We start from the raw sequence: 18,696 nt of genomic DNA, 5'->3' as shown, positions 1-18,696 counted from the left end.
CCGACTCCGACCGCTGAAGCCGATCCCCGGGTTATGCGTCGGTCAGGGGGCGCGGTTCACGCCACATCGCCCACAGCACCGGCCCGTCCCCCGGCAGCCGCAACTCTTCGCGCACGGTGAAGCCGAAGTGCTCGTAGAAGGGGAGGTTGGCCGGTTTGGAGGACTCCAGATACGCGGGGAGGCCCGCCGCGTCAGCCTTGGCAAGACCCGAGCGCAGCAGGGCGGCTCCGTGCCCCTGGCCCTGTGCCGCCGGGTCCGCGCCGATCAGCGCCAGATACCAGTGCGGTTCCTGGGGGGTGTGCTTGCCGACCGTCTCGATGGTCTCCCGAAAGAGCGGAGCCCGGTCGCCGAGGATGTCCAGCAGCTGCTGAATGGTCTCCGCGTCGGGGACAGCCTTGGCCTGCGCCTCCGGTGGCACCCAGAAGGCGACGGCCTTCTCGGTGCGCTCGCACAGAGCGTGGTGAACATACTGTCCGGTGAAGATCGTTGTGAAGTAGCGGCCCATTTCCGCCTCGCGCGACGCGTCATCGGGGAAGAACCCGCGCATCATCGGATCGTCGTCGAAGGCACGGGCCAGAACGCGGCTGACCAGCGGCGCATCGCCAATCATTGCCGTCTTCGGGGTATTCGATATCGACATGCGTTCATTGTGCACGGGGTGGTTTCCGACGCCGGGCCGAGGTCCCCCTCTTCGCTCGCGACGCCGATCCATCGCGCCCCTCGACCGTTCCCCTGGCGGGCCGAAGCCCCCTTCGCTCGCGACGCCGATCCATCGCGGCCCCGACCGCTTCCATCGCGGCTGAGCGCCGCGGCCCATCGCGTCCTCGACGGGCCTGGACGCCCGCTCGCCCCCGTCCCGTCCGACGGTGGCAGCGACGACCGTCCCACAGCCGACCTCCGAAGACGATCTCCCTGAACACCCCGAACACCCTGAACTCCCTGAACGCGCTGAACTCCTCAAGACGGCTCGCAGGCTCCACCAGCAGACTGGGTGGGGGTGTCATACCGGGGTATGACACCCCCACCGGCTCCTGGGTATGACGTCACGGCCCCGCCTTGTGCCTACGCTGGCCAGGCCATGTCTGACAGACCGCCTTCCTCGCCGACCTCCTCGCTGCGCAGTCGCACGCTCCACACCGCACACCGCGGGCTGCGCTTCCTCACCGCCGACCTCCGCACCCCATCCCCGTCAACGGCCCCGCTGCTCAACACCGCCGAGCGCCAGTGGTTGCGGTACCTCCCGTACGTCCTGGCCTTCGCGGCCGTCGCCGCCCTGCTGCCGGTCACCATCAATGTGCTGACCACCCAGTACGAACTCCACGGGGCGCTCGCGGGCGCGCTGGCCACCGCGCAGACCGCGCCCCTGCTGCTCGCTGTGACCCATCCGCTCAGGGCATGGTGGATCATCTTCAGCGCCGATGTCGCGGGCGCGGCGGCCCTGATGGGTCCGGACGCCACCCAGGGGCAGTCCTGGCCCTGGACGCCGATGGTCGTGGTCGGATACCTGCTGCTGATGGTCTGTGTCGGTCTGCGCGAACCGCGCCGGACCCTCGTCGCCATCTGGTTGGCGACCGGCGCGGCGGGGCTGGTCTTCGAGCTGGTCTCGCAGACGCTCAGCGATGGCGTTCATGTACTGCTGTTCGTGCTGACCGGGGTCGTACTGGTGGTCACGGGCGCCCTGCGAGAGCGTGGTGACGCCCAGCGCAAACTGATGGCGCAGGAGACCATCAGCGAAGCCGAGCGCGCCCAGCGCACCCTGTTGGAGGAGCGGACCAGGATCGCCCGCGAACTCCACGATGTCGTCGCCCACCATATGTCCGTGATCACCGTCCAGGCCGACTCGGCGCCCTACCGGATCGAGGGCCTACCGCCCGCTGCGCAGGAGGAGTTCACGGCGATCGCCGCCGCGGCCCGGGAATCGCTCACCGAGATGCGGCGGCTGCTGACGGTGCTGCGCAGCGAGGGCACGGAGGGCGAGCTGACCCCCCAGCCGGGCCTGGACCGGGTACAGCAGCTGGTGGAGGCGGCGGTACGGGCGGGGGTGCCCGCGGAACTGGCGCTCAGCGCACCCGTGGGCGAGCTGCCGCAGGCGGTGGATCTCTCGGCGTACCGGATCGTCCAGGAGGCCCTGTCGAATGTGGTGCGGCACGCACCGGGCGCACCCACCCGGGTGTCCATCGCCTCCGACGGCGCGCAGCTGATGGTGCTGATCGTCAACGGCCCTCCCACGGGGCCGGGTACCCCCGTGGAACCCCATGCCGGAACGGGTCATGGGCTGGTGGGAATGCGTGAACGCGTACGGTTGACCGGGGGCACGCTGGACACCGGCCCGCTGCCCGACGGCGGTTTCCGGGTGGCCGCCGCCCTTCCCCTGACCACGCCCCTCAGCTCGGAGGACGCTTTGTGACCATCCGCGTGATCATCGTCGACGACCAGGCCATGGTGCGGGCGGGGTTCGCCGCGCTGCTGTCGGCCCAGTCGGACATCGATGTGGTGGGCGAGGCCGCGGACGGCAGGAAGGGCGTGGAGGTCTCCCGCTCCACCCACCCCGATGTGGTGCTGATGGACGTGCGAATGCCGGAGATGGACGGGTTGGCGGCCGCCAGGGCGATCCTGTCCCCACCACCGGGGGTGGTGCATGTGCCCAGGGTGCTGATGCTCACGACCTTCGATGTCGATGACTACGTGTACGAGGCGCTGCGCGCGGGGGCCTCGGGCTTCCTCCTCAAGGACGCTCCCCCGGCTGACCTGATCGCCGCCGTACGCGTGGTGGCGGCCGGCGAGGCCCTGCTGGCCCCCTCGGTGACCCGCCGTCTGATCGCCGACTTCGCCTCCCAGCGCCCGGCCCAGCGGAAGGACCCTTCACTACGGCTGAAGGGACTGACCCCGAGGGAGACGGAGGTACTGGAGCTGATCGCCCGGGGGCTGTCGAACCAGGAGATCGCCGAGCGACTGGTGCTGGCCGAACAGACGGTGAAGACCCATATCGGCCGGGTGCTGGGCAAGCTGGCGCTGCGGGATCGGGCACAGGCGGTGATCTTCGCGTATGAGTCGGGGTTGGTACGCCCGGGGTCGTCCTAGCCGCCCTGGATCTCGACGACGGCTGTGTCGGGACGACGCTGTTCAACCCGCTGAAGAAGCCCGCCAAGGGCCCGACCTGGTCACACGTCAAGAACCTGACCAAGCGTCTGGAATGGCTGGACCAGCTCGGCGACACCGACGTGTGGGTGGACGGAGTCGCCGCGGGAAGTGCTGCTGTACGGGCAGATCGGCCGGGACCGGGCGGTGATGTTCGACCTGGCCGTCAACGGCAAGCTGGAGTTCACCGCGACCAGCGAGGACAGCCGGGTGCTGGACGCCCTCGCACACGCCCAGCGGCACCAGGCGGCCCGCGGCGAGTACATCACCGCCTTCAACGAGGAGGGCAAGGAGGTCGACATCTCCTTCGCCACCCGGAACTGGCGCAAGGCGGTGGTCGACAAGACCCGGACCGGGCAGTTCGTGCGCAAGCACTTCGAGGCGATGGTCTTCACCGCCCTCGCCGAGGAACTGCGCACCGGCGACGTCGCGGTGGTCGGCTCGGAGGAGTACGCCGACTGGTCCGAGCAGCCGCTGGCCTGGGAGGTCGTCCAGGAGACGCTGGGGTCCCACCTGGTGGAGGTCGGACTCGCCGAGCCGGGCGAGAGCGCCGAGTTCGACGCGAGGTTCTTCCGCCGGCAGCTGGAGGACAAGCTGCGAGGCGCCGCCGCGGCGGACGCCGGGTACCCGGAGAACGACGGCCTGGTCATCGATCCGGAGACGGGCATTCCCTACCGAACACATCAACCGGTTCGGCGAGTACAGCACCCACGAAGTCGGCATCCAGCCGGAAGCGTACGACCCGAAGCTTGACGTCGACTTCACCCCGCTCCGTGAGCAGGGACTGATCGCCGCCGGCCTCGGTCAGGCCGCTCGACCCAACGTTCTCGCCTATGCGGCCGCCCTTGTTGGATCGGGATGCGGGTCGGCTATGCGGTGGGCCGCAGAAAGCCGACGACGGCCTCCTTTTCCATGTCGATACCCTGCTCGATCTGAGGCGGGACAGGTTCGAACGCAGCCACCTGGATGGAGCGCGAGCCGGGGCCACGGGTCCAGGTGGCGATGGCCAGGCCGTCGGCGATGACGGTGGGGCGGATGAGGCCGCCTCCTGGCCAGACGCGGGCCTGGTGGAGAGCGGGGACGGACGCCTCGCGGGTGCGGTAGCCGATCAGGTAGTTGTCGTAGGCGGGCAGCATGCGAACGTCCGGGGTGTCAGACGAGCGTGGGAGTCGTTTCACCCGCCCGGCGAGCATGGTCAATGCACCGTACTCGGTGATCACGCCGGATTCCGCCAGCATTTTCCAGGCCCTGCGGGCCCAGGTGATCGGCAGTCCGGACCAGGCGGCGAAGTCCTCCAAGGTGGCGGGGGCGTGCGCGGCCAGGTACCGGCGGGCCAGCTCGGCGAGAGCATCGCCGCCTTCCCACCGGAGGCGCCCGGTGGCGGGCAGCCAGTCGTCGAGCAGCACATATGTGGCCTCACCTGCGCGCTGCGGACCATGGCAGAGGATGCCGGTGAGTGCCGCGTGGCGGATCAGGTAGAACGGCGCCTGCCCGTCCGGCGGAATACCGAGGGTGGTAAGGCGCTCGGTCAGCTCGGCCCGGGTGAGTGGGCCGTGCGCGGCGAGAGCACGCCGGATGAGATGGTCGGCGCGCTGGCGCAGATCATCGCCCAGGCCCAGCTGCTGGTAGCGGCGGCTGGTCGCGGCAAGGATCCGCGGGGACAGCAACTGCGACACCCAGCGGGCATCGTCGCTGGGGATGGTGTGCAGGGTGCCGCGCATGTACCAGTTGCGGACGATACTCCGCTCCTTTTCGTAGGCCGTGCGGATGGCCTGGGCGGTGATGTCCCGGCCGCGTACCCGGATGCCCAGGTCGGCGGCCGTGGCGTCCTGGGCCTGGATGGCGAAGACCCGTCGGAGGACCGTCACGGCAGAGGCCTCGCATGCTCCGCCGGCCAGGGCCTGCGCACAGGCCCGCAGCCTGCGGACGCTCTCGTGGTCAGGCATCGGGCTGTGCCTCTCGGCCAGCGCGGTCAGGAGACGGCCTTGTCGAGGACACGGGCGAGTTCGGCGGGCGCGGACAGCATCGGCCAGTGCCCGGTGGGCAGGTCGAAGCGCCGCCACGGCGGCTGGTTCAGGTAGGCCAGCATCGGCACCCCGGCTTCCAGCAGCCCCGTGAAGTCACGGCAGGCGATCAGGACACGGTCCACACCGGGACCGGGCTCGGCCGGGCCGGCGAGACGCTGGGTGAAAGTGCCGAACGGCTGAGGGGTGGCACGCGTGCGCAGAGCGTTCCGCTGGCCCTCATCGAGCCCATCGAGGCTGCTGGACAAGCCCAGGACCTCAAAGGGCGGCATCGGTAGCCGCCATCCGTCGCCGGAAGCGTCGACCTGCTGGCGCAGCTGGTCCGCTGCCTGCGGTGGCATGAGGTCGAGCATGCACATGCCTGCGGCGAACGGGGCGCTGTCCACATAGATCACGCGCTCCAGGCGGTCGCCGAGACGTCCGGCTGCCCCGGTTACCGGGGCAGCCGCGTAGCTGTGGGCGACCAGCGTGACGTCGCGCAGACCGTTGCGCTCAATGAAGCCGGTGATGTCCGCGATGTGCGTGTCCAGGTCTGCCCGGGGTCCGGCCTGGTCGGCGTGTTCGGCCAGGCCGGTCAGGGTCAGCGGCAGCGCGGTGTGGCCGCGCTCCTGCAGAGCTCGGGCGGTGTCTTCCCAGGCCCACGCCCCGAGCCAGGCGCCGGGAACGAGTACGAAGGTGGCCATGTGATCTCCCAGAAGTAGGTGCTGCGGGGAGCGTAAAGTCGATACAGGACAGAATCCGCCCTGAAATGCCGAGTGATCCATGTCGCATCCCCTGACCCGTGTGCTGACCCTGCTGGAACTCCTCCAGTCCAACGCCCGGCTCACCGGGACGGAGCTGGCCGACCGGCTGGACACCGACGTGCGCACAGTGCGCCGGTACACCGCGCACCTGCGGGAGCTGGGCATCCCCGTGGAGGCCGAACGCGGCCGCTACGGCGGCTACCGACTGGCCCGCGGCTACCGGATGCCACCCCTGGTCCTCACCAATGACGAGGCTCTCGCCGTCGTCCTTGGCCTGCTCGCGGCAGAACGTCTGGGCATGGGCACCGCCGCGCCGGCCAGTGCCGGTGCCCTGGCCAAGATCGAGCGGGTGCTCCCGCACGCCCTGCGCGAACCGCTCGCCGCCACGCGGGAGACCCTGTCGTTCACCGCCAACGCCGTCATCGGACAGGCACCCGGAACCGGCGTCCTGCTGGCCCTGGCCCAGGCCTCCCGCGCCCACACGACCGTCGCCATCAGCCACCAGTCCTGGCGCCAGGAACACACCGAACGCGACATCGACCCCTACGGTGTGGTCTTCCACACCGGCCGCTGGTACGTCGTCGGCCACGACCACCTCCGTGACAGCCTGCGCACCTTCCGTATCGACCGCATCACCTCCGTCACCTCCCGAGCCGACAGCTTCACCGCACCCGCCGGCTTCGACCCCGTCGCCCACCTGACCTCGACCCTCGCCCAGGGGCCCTACCGTTGGCAGGTCGAGGTGACGATCCATGGCCCCCTCGATGAGATCGCCCGCCGGCTGCCTCGCTCAGCGGTGACCCTCACCGCCCAGCCCACCGGTGTTCTCATGCACGCACGGGCAGAACGGCTGGACGGCACGGCCCACATGCTCGCCTCCCTGGAGTGGCCCTTCACCATCCACCATCCCGACGAACTGCGGCAGGCGCTCAAGGATCTGGCCGCCCGGCTCACCGCAGCCGCCCAGCGGAAACCGGAAGAACTACCGCAGTAAACGCCGGATCTACTGCGGCAATACCCTGCCGGAGCGTCAGAGCGCGGAAGTCCGACAAGCCGGCCCCGGAGCGGAATGACTGCTACCGCTATCCGCTGCCGGTCATGTCGACTACAGAGGGCAACTTGCCACTTGGTTCGCCGCTCGTTGACGGCATCCCCACAGGCCGGGGTAGCGCAGGTCACGGGAACGCGCCGTTGGCACCACACATCTCTACAAATGCACCAAGAGGTGTGAGCCACGCAGCCCTCGACAGAAAAGTGAGCACCACCATGAGCGCGTCCCCTGTCACCGCCCCAGTGCCCGATGCGCGCGGAAGAGCCTGGGCCAACGCAACGGCGTCGGCATTCGCCGGAGGACTCCTTCTCGGCGTCCTGACCAATCTGGCCCAGGGCTGGCTTCCGGGCGCGTGGAACCAGATCGCCAACTCCGGTGCGGTCTGGTCCATCGCCGCGTTCGCCGCAGGCGCGCTGCTGGCCCGGCGGGTCGGCTTGCCCGTGGCCGCCGTTGCGGGCCTGTTCGCCGAGTCCGGTCTCGTCGTCGGCTACTACGGCTACGCGGAGGTCGCGCGCGACGGCATGGGCTCTCTGTTCGCTCCCCTCGTCTGGCTCGGCATGGCGTTCATCGCCGGCCCTCTCTTCGGGGTGGCGGGCTTTGCGTGGCGAGGCATCAGCCCGCGCCAGCGCGTCATCGGCCTTGCCGCCCTGGCGGGCGTTTTCGGCACGGAAGCCATCCACTACGCCTGGGTTCTGCACTACGCCTCCCAGGCATGGACCTGCCTCGCCGTTCTGGTTCTCGTGCCGCTGCTGATGGGGCGCACCCACAGAGAACGCGCACTGACCCTCCTGACCGCCATTCCCTTCTCACTACTGGCCTACCTCGTCTTCTACCAACTGATCCTGACGACACTCCTCGACTGAGAGTGCATGGGCGACGGGGAGTGGCAGCGCGGGCGCCCGAAGCCGTCACGAGGTGGCTTCGGGCGCGCTTCGGCTGTACGGCCGCGGACGTGGTCGCGCGAACAGCTGGAGAAGCCGGGTGGAGTCGCGGCACCGGCCACCGCCGCGGAAGAGGATGTCGGGCTCGCTCTCGCGCATCCGGTACAACGTGCACAGACCGCTGCGGCGGACCTGGCGGGTGGTCAGGAAGCGAGTTCGACGCCGGAGCGGTGGGCCTCTCGGTCATTGTCCGGCGGACGCCACCACGCGGGTGAGATCAGCACGGTGGCCCAGGCGCGAGCACGGGGCAGCCACGTGTCGGGGTCGAGCCACGCGAGACGCCGACATGGAACAGGGCTCTCCCACAGTCCCCCTGCATCAGATCCCCGGACAGCCCCTCATCGTTGGTGGGCACGCTGCCACGTTCTGGAGCTACTTTCCGCAGTCCGATGAACCCGTCGCTGCCTCCCTTGTCGCCAAGCCGTTGTTGATGTTGCATACCTTGCCAACGCCGCCGCTCGCGATCCCCAGGCACGACACCGTCGGCGCGGTTCGCGCCTCTGTCAAGGGCACTACCGCGCTGCCTGGGTCCACCCTTGAATTTCTCTTGGAGCGCATCGATACACTGGAAAGAGAGCTCTCCCAGGTCGAGTTCGCTCTGCCTGAGGGGATACTCCAGGGAGACCCCCAGCATCGAAACGCTCTCCACGACGGAAGGGGAGCCGTCCTCTGTGATGGGGACACGGTCACCATCGGCCAGCCGGAGTGGGACCTCGCCTTCCATCGAGACTCACTGCCGACGTTTTGGATACAGCTCCGGGCACTATGCGGAGTTCGCAGCCGTCTATGGGCACGATGTCACCACATTGCCTGGTTACCCAACACTCCGCGATCTTCGAGAACTGCAAATGATCACGGCGAACGCCCGAAAAGCCCACCACGCACCCGAGAGCCTTCCCGGGATCGAACGCAGGATTTCCGGGCTGCGTACAGAGGACTTCAGAACGCGGTGGCACATCCTCTAGCGCTCTGCCATGAATCACGCGATTTCGCGGGCCTACAGAGCGAACTCCCCCAGCCGAGGCAATCGAGGCGATCGCGGCCATCGACACAGCCCAGCACCCCCTACACCCCCTACCCCAGTAGCATCCCCGACTTGGCTCCCCAGGGTGACGCTCCTCCACCCACCCCCTGCCTACCTTCCTCCCGTCATACCCACCGGGAAAGGGAGGGGCGGGGCCCATGCGCCGCTACAAGAGGACCTTGCTGGCCGTCGCGCTCGCTACCACCGTCGTCACCGGGACCGCGGGGTGGGCGTCGGGGAGTGCCCAGCGCGCGGTCACCGGGCCACCGCCCGGGACGGGGGCTTGGGTGGAGGACCGATCCCTGGGACGGGAGTTGCCGCATCCCGCGACCGCGGACCCCCGGCAGGTGGCCGCCTTCTTCGGCGGCCTGAGCGCGGGGCAGCGGGAGGGGCTCGCCCAGCGGCATCCGCTGGTCGTCGGCAATCTCGACGGTGTCCCCGTCTCGCTGCGCTACCGGGCCAACTCCCACGCCGTACGCGGTACGGCCTTTGAGCGGCTCGCCGCGTCCGGACGGCAGATTCTGGCCTTTGATCCGCGGGGGCGCGGACAGGTCGCCGAGGTGTACGGGGATCTGGAGGGCGCGAGTACCGTCTCCGTGATCGTGCCCGGGGCGGACATCGACGCCGGGACCTTCGACCGTGAGGACAATCCCTACGGCACCCCGGCCGGGATGGCCAAGTCCCTGCGTACGGCGGCGGGGAAAGGCTCCGCCGTCATCGCCTGGACCGGCTACACGACACCCCTGGGGGTTGGCCTCGGAGCCGCCACCGGGGAGCTCGCCGAGGCCGGGGCGGTACGGCTGACGCGGTTCACCCAGGGGCTCGACGCCGTCGGCACTCCGGCCGCGAAGCTGTTCTGCCACAGCTATGGCTCCGTCGTCTGCGGTCTCGCCGCCGCTACCGGCGAGCTCACGGCATCCGATGTGGTGGTCCTCGGCTCGCCCGGTGTACGGGCCTCTTCGGCCAAGGAGTTGAACACCCGGGTATGGGCCGCCAAGAGTGCGTCCGACTGGATCTCCAAGGTGCCCAATGTCCACTTCCTCGGGCTCGGACACGGCAGTGACCCCACCGCCCCGAGCTTTGGCGCACACCGCCTCCCGGCGCACCAGGCCCGGGGCCACTCCGGCTACTTCGCCCCCGGCACCGACTCACTCCACGCCTTCGCCGCCATCGCCAAGGCACGCCCGGTAGCAGCGGCCACCGGTGGTGTCCGATGAGGCTCACCGCCATGGCCGCGAAGATAGAGGCCCGCACACCCGGGCACCGCGATCGCGCCATCGACGGGCTACGGGCACTCGCCCTGCTCGCCGTACCCCTCGGGCACTGGCTGCTCGGCGGTCTCACCCTCGGCGACGACGGAGCGATCCGCAACGCCAGCCCGCTCAGCACCTTCGGCTTCTTCGCCCCCGCCAGTTGGGTGCTCCAGATGCTGGGGATCTTCTTCCTCGTCGGGGGCTACGCCTCCGTGCTCTCCTACCGCCGACGCACCAGCACCACCGCCCAGTGGCTGCGCCAGCGCATCGCCCGCCTCGGTCGGCCCGTCCTCGGTGTCACCGCCGTCTGGGCCGTTCTGATCCCGGTGCTGCATGCGGTCGGGGTACCCCTCACCACGCTGCGGACCGGCTCCACCCTGGTCATTCAGCCGCTGTGGTTCGTGGGCGTCTACACCGTGGTCACCGCGCTGACCCCCTTCTGCATCCGCGCCGCCCGCAGGCTGGGAGCCTGGGCCGCGGCTCCCCTGCTGCTCAGCGTCGCCATCGTCGACGTACTGCGGTACGGACCGTACGCGGATGCCATGCCGTCCTGGCTGAGCATGCTGAACATCCTGCCCGGCTGGTTGTTCGCCTATCAGCTGGGCGTGAGCTGGGGCGAGGGACGGATCAGCAAGCGGCACGCCCGTGGGCTGCTCGTCGGCGGTGCCGCGCTCTTCGCCCTGCTGCTCGCCCTCTTCCACTACCCGGCCTCGATGGTCGGTGTGCCGGGCGAGGCGCGTACCAACTCCCATCCGCCCTCGCTCCTGGTACTGGCGCTGGCCATGGCCCAGAGCGGTGCCGCGATACTGCTGCGGGATCGGATCTCGCGGCTGCTGGCACGGCCCGCGCTCTGGGCTCCCGTTGTCGTCATCAACCTGTCCGCGATGACGATCCTGTGCTGGCACCAGACGGCGATGCTGGCGGCGGCGGTCCCGGCGTCCTTCGCCGGGGCCGTGCCCGGGCTGACCACCGCCCCGGACACCCTGGGCTGGGTACTCGCCCGAATCACCTGGCTCCCGCTGTTCGCGGTACTGCTGGTGGTGATCGGCCGGTACGCGCGGGCGTTCGAGTCCCCCTGGCGGACCGGTGGGACGGCCTCGGCCCGGCGGGCGCTGGCGGGGCTGCTGGCGGCCGGGTTCGCCGTCTTCGCCCTCGGACTGGCCTAGCGGCCTCGCGGAACCGTCTCAGGACCGTTCGCGGGCCACGGCGGTGAAGGACATGTCCGGGTATCGATCCCCCGCCACCCGGCCCGCGATCGGTTCCAACCGTGCCAGCTCGTCGTCGTTCAGGGTGAGCCGGGTGGCCGCCGTGTTCTCCCGTACCCGCTGGGGACTGCGAGTGCCCGGGATCGGCACCACCGGCAGCCCGTGTACGGTGGCGCGCTGCTGCACCCAGGCCAGCGCGATCTGTGCGGGCGTGGCCCCATGGGTGGCGGCGATCGACCGTACGGGCTCCAGCAGGGCGGCGTTCGTCCGCGCGTTGTCGCCGGTGAAACGCGGCTGCCCGGAGCGGAAGTCATCGGACGCCAGGTCCTTGGCCGCGTCCTGGAACCCGCCGGTCAGAAACCCGCGGCCCAGGGGTGAGTACGGCACGAAGGCGACGCCCAGTTCGGCTGCCGCGCCCACGGCGCTGTGCTCCACATCGCGGCTGAACAGCGACCACTCCGACTGGAGCACGGCGATCGGGTGCACCGCGTGCGCCTCCCGCAGTTCGGCGCCGGTGACCTCGCTCAGCCCGAGCTGGCGGACCTTGCCCGCCGTGACCGACTCGGCCATGGCGCCCACCGACTCGGCGAGCGGCACCCCAGGGTCCCGGCGGTGCATGTAGTAGAGGTCGATCACCTCGATGCCCAGCCGGCCGAGGCTGGCGTCCACGGCCTGCCGGATGTACGCGGGATCATTGCTGATGCCCCGGTAGGCGGGGTCGTCGTCCCTGCGGACGAGGGCGAACTTGGTGGCGACCGTGATCCGGTCACGATGCGCCCGGAAGAACGGGGAGAGGAATTCCTCGTTCGCTCCCCGGCCGTAGGCGTCCGCCGTGTCGAAGAGGGTGACGCCCGCGTCCAGAGCGGCCTCAAGCGTCTTGCGGGCGACGGAGTCGTCCGTCTCCCCGTAGAACTCGCTGATGCCCATGCAGCCGAGGCCCTGCACCCCCACCAGCGGACCATCGGTGCCGAGTCGTACCTGGGCGATGCTGCTGTTCACCATCGGAAGTCAGTCCTCAGCAGAGTCAGTCCTTGAATTCGGTCGAGGGACGCACGCCGGCCTCGGAGCAGAGGCCGACGTCAGCGGGCGTCGGTAGATCCGTGTAGTGCTCGATCTTGTAGTCCAGTACGGCGAGCGTCCCCTGGAGCTCCGCGATCCGGGTGAGCACGTCACGACGGGTGCGCGCCAGCAACTCCCGGCGCTCTTCGAGGGTCCGATCTCCCGCCCGCACCAACTCGGCGTACCGCACCATGTCCGCGACCGACATCCCGGTCAGCCGCAACTTGCCGACCAGGGCGAGCCACTCCAGATCCTGGTTGGAGAAGCGCCGCTGCCCGGTGTGGGAACGATCCACATGGGCCATGAGGCCGATCCTCTCGTACCAGCGCAGGGTGTGCGCGGTGAGGCCGGTGAAGTCCGCGACCTCGCTGATCGTGTAGCGATCACGACCATCGGGGCGGGGCAGCGCACCGGGCACGGCCAGACAGTGGTTCTCCTGGATGGGTGTGCTGCTCTCGGTCAGCGTCATGTCCTCCACGCTAAAACCTTGGAGTGCACTCCAAGCAAGGGCAATCCCCTGGAGATAGCTCCACGTTCCGTTCTAGCCTGCGATCCATGAAGCAGCCGCGCCGTGCCGTCCCCCAGGACGCCGAAGAAGTCATTCGACTACGCAAGGTGATGATTGACTCATATGTGGGTCCCAGTACGGATGTGACGTGGATGCCGTCCGCGATCGCCACCCTGCGCGGGCGCCTCTCCTCGCCGGACTCCGCCTGGGCGGCTTTTGTGGTGGACCGGACGGAGAGCAGCGGACTCGCGGCCTGCGCGGTGGGGATCATCGAGTACCGGTTGGGCAGCCCCGGCAATCCACTCGGCACCACCGGCCATGTCTTCAGTGTCGCCACCGACCCCGATATGCGCCGCCGGGGACTGTCCCGGGCCTGTATGCGGGCGCTGCTGGGCTGGTTCAGGGAGCGGGAGGTGGGCAGGGTCGATCTGCGGGCCTCGGTGGAGGGTGCGCCGCTGTATGCCTCGCTCGGCTTTGTCCAGACCCCCGACCCCGCCATGAGGCTGACCCTTTAGGCTCATGTTCATGCAGAGCCTGGCGATGATCGACAACTGGCCCGTGGACAGTGCGGCGGCAGCCGTCGTCCGAGCGGACGGCACGGTGGCCGGTTCCCGCGGCCCCCTCACCCGGCGTTTTCCGCTTGCCTCCGTGACCAAGCCGCTCGCCGCCTACGCGGTGCTCGTGGCCCACGAGGAGGGCGCGATCGAGCTGGACGGGCCCGCCGGGCCCGAGGGCTCCACCGTGCGCCATCTGCTCGCCCACACCTCGGGGCTGGCCTTTGACGAGCACAGGGTCAGCGCCGAGCCGGGGACCCGTCGCATCTACTCCAACGCGGGGTTCGAGGTGCTGGCGGACCATGTCACCAAGGCGACCGAGATCCCCTTCGCCGAGTATCTGCACCAGGCGGTGCTGGAGCCGCTGGGGATGACGGCGACCTCGCTGGAGGGCTCCGCGGCCAAGGACGGCATCTCCACCGCGGAGGATCTGGTGCGGTTCGCGGCCGAGGTGCAGTCGCCCCGGCTCCTCGACCCGCATACCGTCCTGTCGGCGATGACGGTCGCCTACCCCGGGCTTGAGGGGCTGCTGCCCGGGTACGGCCGGCAGCGGCCGAACGACTGGGGCCTCGGCTTTGAGATCAGGGACGGCAAGTCGCCGCACTGGACGGGTTCTTCGTCATCGGCGCACACTTTCGGGCACTTCGGCCAGTCGGGGACCTTCCTCTGGGTCGATCCGGAGGCCGGCGCGGCATGTGTGGCCCTCACGGACCGGGCCTTCGGGCCCTGGGCGATCGAGGCCTGGCCGCCCTTCACGGACGCGGTACTCGCCGAACTGCGGCGTACGGCAACCGCCTGATCGAGGGCGCCCCGGCGGCCGGGGCTCAGCCGTGCATCTCCCAGATCAGCGCCTCGCCCGGGCGGTCGGTCGCGATCAACTCCGCGCGCTCCCCGTCGGTGATCCGCACCGCGTCCCCCGGGGCCAGCCCATACGCACCGAGGCGGAGTTCACCGCGTACGACCTGGACGTACACGGCGGGAGCGGCGGGAGTCCTGGTCCGATCCCCGGGGCCCAGACGGCGGATGTGCAGCCGGGCACCCGCCGATGGGAGGGTGTAGGGCGTCGTGTCCGGGGCGGCGCGCACCACCTCGTAGGACGGCTCACCACCGGGCACCAGCGGGGCGAGCCACATCTGGACGAACACCAATGGTGCCTCGCCCTCATTGCGCTCCTCGTGGCGCACCCCGCTCGCCGCGCTCAGCCGCTGGACGTCTCCGGGGCGTACGACGGTGGCGTGGCCTGTGGAGTCGCGGTGGGTCAGTTCGCCTTCGACGACCCAGGTGACGATCTCGGTATGGCTGTGGGGGTGTTCGGCGAACCCCGCGCCCGGCGCCAAACGCTCCTCGTTGCAGGCGATCAGCGCGCCGAAGCGAACATTGTCGGGGTCATAGTGCGAACCAAAGGAGAAGGCGTGCCGGGTGGTGATGCCCTCCGCCGGGTCTCCGCCGCTGTAACGCTCATCCGAACGCCGTACATCCATCACTCGCCAACCGTAGCCCCCGCCCCGTCCACCGCCGGAAAGTCACCCGGAGCAGCGAACCCCGCCACTTAGCTACGGCGCCCCGATAAGGCACTCTTGTCCCGTGCCCGAACCTGCATCGAACGCCGCCCACCCGCATTCCGCGACCCTGCGCCGCCTGGAGCAGTCATCCGGCCGGCTCGCCGCGAACGCCATCGCGCGCATGGACGAGTCGCTGCCCTGGTACCGGGCGATGCCACCGGAGAACCGCTCGTGGATCGGTCTGGTCGCCCAGGCCGGTATCGCGGCGTTCACCGAGTGGTTCCGGCGCCCCGATACCCCGCAAGCCATCTCGACCGATGTCTTCGGGACCGCTCCGCGCGAGCTGACCCGGGCCATCACCCTGCGTCAGACGGTGGAGATGGTCCGTACGACGATCGAGGTGATGGAGACGGCGATCGAGGAGGTCGCCGCGCCGGGCGATGAGTCGGTGCTGCGTGAGGCGCTGCTCGTCTACGCCCGGGAGATCGCCTTCGCGACCGCACAGGTGTACGCACAGGCCGCCGAGGCCCGTGGAGCCTGGGACGCCCGGCTGGAGTCCCTGGTGGTCAACGCCGTCCTCTCCGGTGAGGCGGACGAGGGTGCCGTCTCCCGGGCGGCGGCTCTCGGCTGGAATTCGCCCGAGCATGTCTCGGTCATCCTCGGCACCGCTCCGGACGGGGACAGCGAACTGACCGTCGAGGCCATCCGGCGCGCGGCGCGACACGCCAAGCTCCAGGTGCTCACCGGAGTGCTGGGCGATCGGCTGGTCGTCATCGCGGGTGGCAGCGACAACCCGATCCATGTCGCCAAGGCCCTGATCGGGCCTTATGCGGCGGGTCCCGTCGTCGCGGGGCCCGTGGTGCCGGACCTGCTGGCCGCGACCAAATCGGCGCAGGCGGCGGCTGCCGGACTCAAGGCGTGCTTGGCCTGGCAGGACGCCCCGCGCCCCGTTCTCGCGGACGATCTCCTACCGGAACGCGCCATCGCGTCGGACCCGGCGGCCCGTGAGCAACTGGTGGAGGAGATCTACAGACCGCTGGAAGAGGCGGGTTCCGCACTGCTGGAAACGCTCAGTGTCTATCTGGAACAGGCGAGCAGTCTCGAAGGCGCGGCGCGAATGCTGTTCGTTCACCCCAACACCGTGCGCTACCGGCTTCGACGTGTGACTGATGTCACCGGCTGGTCACCCTCTGATGTTCGCTCTGCGTTCACCCTGCGAATCGCTCTCATCCTCGGACGCTTGGCCGACGCTGATCCACAGTCCTAGACTTTTGTCAGACCTCAACAATTCCCCCGACGGTTCTTCGTCCCTGTCCCCACGGGCGTACTGGGGCGTACACAAGAGAGAGTGTGAGAGTGCTCGTACTCGTCGCTCCCGGCCAAGGCGCTCAGACGCCCGGCTTCCTGACACCCTGGCTCGACCTCCCCGGGCTCTCCAGCCGCATCGGGGAGTGGTCCGACACCATCGGACTGGACCTCGTCCACTACGGCACCAAGGCCGACGCGGATGAGATCCGGGACACCGCCGTCGCCCAGCCCCTGCTGGTCGCGGCGGGACTGCTGTCCGCCGCCGCGCTCGGCTCGGACGCCCGACCCGACGCTGTGGCGGGCCATAGCGTCGGTGAGATCACGGCGGCCGTGTTCGCGCGGGTCATCGACGAGCGCGACGCGCTGGGCTTCGTACGGACCCGGGGCCAGGCGATGGCCGAGGCGGCGGCCGTGACCAGGACCGGAATGGCCGCTGTGCTCGGCGGTGACCCGGAGCGGGTCGTGGCCCATCTCGAAGGGCTCGGCCTGACCGCGGCCAATGTGAACGGCGCGGGACAGATCGTCGCGGCGGGCACGGAAGAGCAGTTGGCCGCACTGGCCGCGGACAAGCCGGAGAAGGCTCGGGTCATCGCGCTCAAGGTGGCCGGCGCCTTCCACACCGAGCACATGGCCCCCGCGGTGACGGCTTTGCAGGACGCGGCCGGGAAGCTCACGGTCGCCGACCCCGTACTGCCGTACGTCTCGAACAAGGACGGCGCGGCCGTATCGACCGGTGGGGAGATCATCGCCCGGCTGGTCGGGCAGGTGGCGAACCCGGTGCGCTGGGATCTGTGCATGGAGACCTTCAAGGAACTGGGTGTGACCGCGATCGTGGAGGTCTCCCCCGGAGGCACCCTCACCGGTATCGCCAAGCGTGCCCTGCCCGGTGTCAAGACCCTGGCCCTCAAGACCCCTGACGATCTCGACGCGGCCCGTGTGCTCTTCGCCGAGCACGCCGGGACGGCCGTGGACACCGAGCCCTCGGGCACCTGACCCAGCCTGCCGAGTCTGACAAGGAGAGCCGTAAAGATGGCGAAGATCAAGCCCAGCAAGGGCTCCCCGTACGCAAGGATCATGGGCGTCGGCGGCTACCGGCCTACCCGGGTGGTGCCCAACGAGGTGATCCTGGAGACGATCGACTCCTCCGACGAGTGGATTCGTTCCCGCTCGGGCATCGCCACGCGCCACTGGGCCTCCCCCGAGGAGACCGTGACCGCGATGTCCATCGAGGCCTCGGGCAAGGCGATCGCCGACGCGGGTCTCTCCCCCCAGGACATCGACGGCGTGATCGTCGCCACCGTTTCGCACTTCAAGCAGACCCCGGCGGTCGCCACCGAGATCGCGGACAAGCTCGGCACGGGCAAGCCGGCCGCCTTCGACATCTCGGCGGGCTGCGCGGGGTTCGGCTACGGACTGACCCTCGCCAAGAGCATGGTCATCGACGGCTCGGCCAGTCATGTGCTGGTCATCGGGGTGGAGCGGCTCAGCGATCTGACCGATCTGACCGACCGGGCCACGGCCTTCCTCTTCGGCGACGGCGCGGGCGCGGTCATCGTGGGCCCCGCGAAGGAGCCGATGATCGGCCCGACCGTCTGGGGCTCCGAGGGCGACAAGTCCACCACGATCACCCAGACCGTCCCGTGGACCGACTACCGTGATGGCGCGGTGGAGCGTTTCCCCGCGATCATGCAGGAGGGCCAGGCGGTCTTCCGCTGGGCCGTGTTCGAGATGGCGAAGGTTGCCCAGCAGGCGTTGGACGCAGCCGGGATCAGCGCGCACGACCTGGATGTCTTCATCCCGCACCAGGCCAACATGCGGATCATCGACTCGATGGTGAAGACCCTGAAACTGCCGGAACACGTCACGGTCGCCCGTGACGTGGAGACCACCGGCAACACCTCGGCCGCCTCCATCCCGCTCGCTATGGAGCGGCTGTTGGCGACCGGGCAGGCCAAGAGCGGCGACACAGCTCTCGTCATCGGCTTCGGGGCGGGTCTCGTCTACGCAGCCACGGTCGTTACCCTCCCCTAGGCAACCGGACCATTCCGGACGCCAAACCGCTAATAGAGAAACCGAAGGAGCGCCACATGGCCGCCACGCAGGAAGAGATCGTTTCCGGTCTCGCGGAGATCGTCAACGAGATCGCCGGTATCCCGGTCGAGGACGTCCAGCTGGACAAGTCCTTCACCGATGACCTGGATGTCGACTCGCTGTCCATGGTCGAGGTCGTCGTCGCCGCCGAAGAGCGCTTCGACGTCAAGATCCCGGACGACGACGTCAAGAACCTGAAGACCGTCGGTGACGCCGCGGACTACATCGCGAAGCACCAGGTCGCCAAGTAATCGGTTCGGCCCCAGGCCCTGGCCCTCGGCCCTGAGCCTCAGGC

The 18,696-nt window shown here is 69.4% G+C and carries 19 protein-coding genes; 13 read left to right on the top strand and 6 right to left on the bottom strand.

What is annotated here, in order from left to right; translation table 11 throughout:
- Positions 1 to 31 precede the first annotated feature (31 nt).
- Positions 32 to 640, bottom strand: coding sequence for a GNAT family N-acetyltransferase (locus NBG84_RS10135; RefSeq protein WP_250918995.1), 609 nt, complete (start codon positions 638 to 640; stop codon positions 32 to 34).
- Positions 641 to 1,012: 372 nt separating this feature from the next.
- Between NBG84_RS10135 and NBG84_RS10130 the strand changes: the two genes are divergently transcribed.
- The 3 genes from NBG84_RS10130 (at position 1,013) to NBG84_RS10120 (ending at position 3,891) form a co-directional block, all read left to right on the top strand.
- Entirely contained in the window at positions 1,013 to 2,407 is a 1,395-nt protein-coding gene (locus tag NBG84_RS10130) for a sensor histidine kinase (RefSeq protein WP_425608602.1), read from the top strand.
- Positions 2,404 to 3,081: a response regulator gene (locus tag NBG84_RS10125; RefSeq protein ID WP_250918993.1), complete on the top strand. Its 678-nt coding sequence runs from the start codon at positions 2,404 to 2,406 to the stop codon at positions 3,079 to 3,081. The genes NBG84_RS10130 and NBG84_RS10125 overlap by 4 nt, the downstream gene beginning before the upstream one ends.
- Positions 3,082 to 3,249: 168 nt before the next feature.
- Positions 3,250 to 3,891, top strand: a complete 642-nt coding sequence (locus tag NBG84_RS10120; protein WP_250918992.1) for a hypothetical protein — start codon at positions 3,250 to 3,252, stop codon at positions 3,889 to 3,891.
- 116 nt (positions 3,892 to 4,007) lie between these two features.
- On the opposite strand, the gene NBG84_RS10115 is transcribed toward NBG84_RS10120, so the two are convergent.
- Positions 4,008 to 5,084, bottom strand: a complete 1,077-nt coding sequence (locus NBG84_RS10115) for a winged helix DNA-binding domain-containing protein (RefSeq protein ID WP_250918991.1) — start codon at positions 5,082 to 5,084, stop codon at positions 4,008 to 4,010.
- A gap of 26 nt (positions 5,085 to 5,110) precedes the next feature.
- Complete coding sequence (locus tag NBG84_RS10110; RefSeq protein WP_250918990.1) at positions 5,111 to 5,845, bottom strand: alpha/beta fold hydrolase; 735 nt, start codon at positions 5,843 to 5,845, stop codon at positions 5,111 to 5,113.
- A gap of 79 nt (positions 5,846 to 5,924) precedes the next feature.
- On the opposite strand from NBG84_RS10110, the gene NBG84_RS10105 reads away from it, so the two are divergent.
- The 4 genes from NBG84_RS10105 (at position 5,925) to NBG84_RS10090 (ending at position 11,340) form a co-directional block, all read left to right on the top strand.
- Positions 5,925 to 6,899 carry a helix-turn-helix transcriptional regulator gene (locus tag NBG84_RS10105; protein ID WP_250918989.1) on the top strand — a complete coding sequence of 325 codons (975 nt, stop codon included), beginning with the start codon at positions 5,925 to 5,927 and terminating at the stop codon, positions 6,897 to 6,899.
- Positions 6,900 to 7,171: 272 nt separating this feature from the next.
- Positions 7,172 to 7,819, top strand: coding sequence for a DUF6518 family protein (locus tag NBG84_RS10100; RefSeq protein WP_250918988.1), 648 nt, complete (start codon positions 7,172 to 7,174; stop codon positions 7,817 to 7,819).
- A gap of 1,260 nt (positions 7,820 to 9,079) precedes the next feature.
- On the top strand, positions 9,080 to 10,138 hold the full coding sequence (locus NBG84_RS10095; protein WP_250918987.1) for an alpha/beta hydrolase: 1,059 nt from the start codon (positions 9,080 to 9,082) through the stop codon (positions 10,136 to 10,138).
- An 11-nt stretch (positions 10,139 to 10,149) separates the two neighbouring features.
- Complete coding sequence (locus tag NBG84_RS10090) at positions 10,150 to 11,340, top strand: acyltransferase family protein (protein WP_250918986.1); 1,191 nt, start codon at positions 10,150 to 10,152, stop codon at positions 11,338 to 11,340.
- A gap of 18 nt (positions 11,341 to 11,358) precedes the next feature.
- Here the strand turns inward: NBG84_RS10090 and NBG84_RS10085 are convergent, their stop codons facing one another.
- On the bottom strand, positions 11,359 to 12,381 hold the full coding sequence (locus tag NBG84_RS10085) for an aldo/keto reductase (RefSeq protein ID WP_250918985.1): 1,023 nt from the start codon (positions 12,379 to 12,381) through the stop codon (positions 11,359 to 11,361).
- A 22-nt stretch (positions 12,382 to 12,403) separates the two neighbouring features.
- Positions 12,404 to 12,907, bottom strand: a complete 504-nt coding sequence (locus NBG84_RS10080) for a MerR family transcriptional regulator (RefSeq protein ID WP_250918984.1) — start codon at positions 12,905 to 12,907, stop codon at positions 12,404 to 12,406.
- 86 nt (positions 12,908 to 12,993) lie between these two features.
- Between NBG84_RS10080 and NBG84_RS10075 the strand changes: the two genes are divergently transcribed.
- Both NBG84_RS10075 and NBG84_RS10070 read left to right on the top strand, forming a co-directional pair.
- Positions 12,994 to 13,461 carry a GNAT family N-acetyltransferase gene (locus NBG84_RS10075; protein WP_250918983.1) on the top strand — a complete coding sequence of 156 codons (468 nt, stop codon included), beginning with the start codon at positions 12,994 to 12,996 and terminating at the stop codon, positions 13,459 to 13,461.
- A 4-nt stretch (positions 13,462 to 13,465) separates the two neighbouring features.
- Positions 13,466 to 14,299, top strand: a complete 834-nt coding sequence (locus tag NBG84_RS10070) for a serine hydrolase domain-containing protein (protein ID WP_250918982.1) — start codon at positions 13,466 to 13,468, stop codon at positions 14,297 to 14,299.
- Between the two features lie 25 nt (positions 14,300 to 14,324).
- Here the strand turns inward: NBG84_RS10070 and NBG84_RS10065 are convergent, their stop codons facing one another.
- Complete coding sequence (locus NBG84_RS10065; protein WP_250919161.1) at positions 14,325 to 14,981, bottom strand: pirin family protein; 657 nt, start codon at positions 14,979 to 14,981, stop codon at positions 14,325 to 14,327.
- 103 nt (positions 14,982 to 15,084) lie between these two features.
- Between NBG84_RS10065 and NBG84_RS10060 the strand changes: the two genes are divergently transcribed.
- The 4 genes from NBG84_RS10060 (at position 15,085) to NBG84_RS10045 (ending at position 18,652) form a co-directional block, all read left to right on the top strand.
- Positions 15,085 to 16,269, top strand: coding sequence for a PucR family transcriptional regulator (locus NBG84_RS10060; RefSeq protein ID WP_250918981.1), 1,185 nt, complete (start codon positions 15,085 to 15,087; stop codon positions 16,267 to 16,269).
- An 89-nt stretch (positions 16,270 to 16,358) separates the two neighbouring features.
- Positions 16,359 to 17,303: an ACP S-malonyltransferase gene (locus tag NBG84_RS10055; protein WP_250919160.1), complete on the top strand. Its 945-nt coding sequence runs from the start codon at positions 16,359 to 16,361 to the stop codon at positions 17,301 to 17,303.
- Positions 17,304 to 17,339: 36 nt separating this feature from the next.
- A complete protein-coding gene (locus NBG84_RS10050) occupies positions 17,340 to 18,341 on the top strand; it encodes a ketoacyl-ACP synthase III (protein WP_250918980.1) in 1,002 nt (333 codons plus the stop codon).
- A gap of 56 nt (positions 18,342 to 18,397) precedes the next feature.
- Positions 18,398 to 18,652: an acyl carrier protein gene (locus NBG84_RS10045; RefSeq protein WP_250918979.1), complete on the top strand. Its 255-nt coding sequence runs from the start codon at positions 18,398 to 18,400 to the stop codon at positions 18,650 to 18,652.
- Positions 18,653 to 18,696: the final 44 nt, after the last annotated feature.

Origin of the sequence: Streptomyces albipurpureus (genome assembly GCF_023701525.1) — a bacterium.
Classification (GTDB): domain Bacteria; phylum Actinomycetota; class Actinomycetes; order Streptomycetales; family Streptomycetaceae; genus Streptomyces; species Streptomyces albipurpureus.
This window is presented reverse-complemented; position numbering and strand designations above follow the sequence as displayed.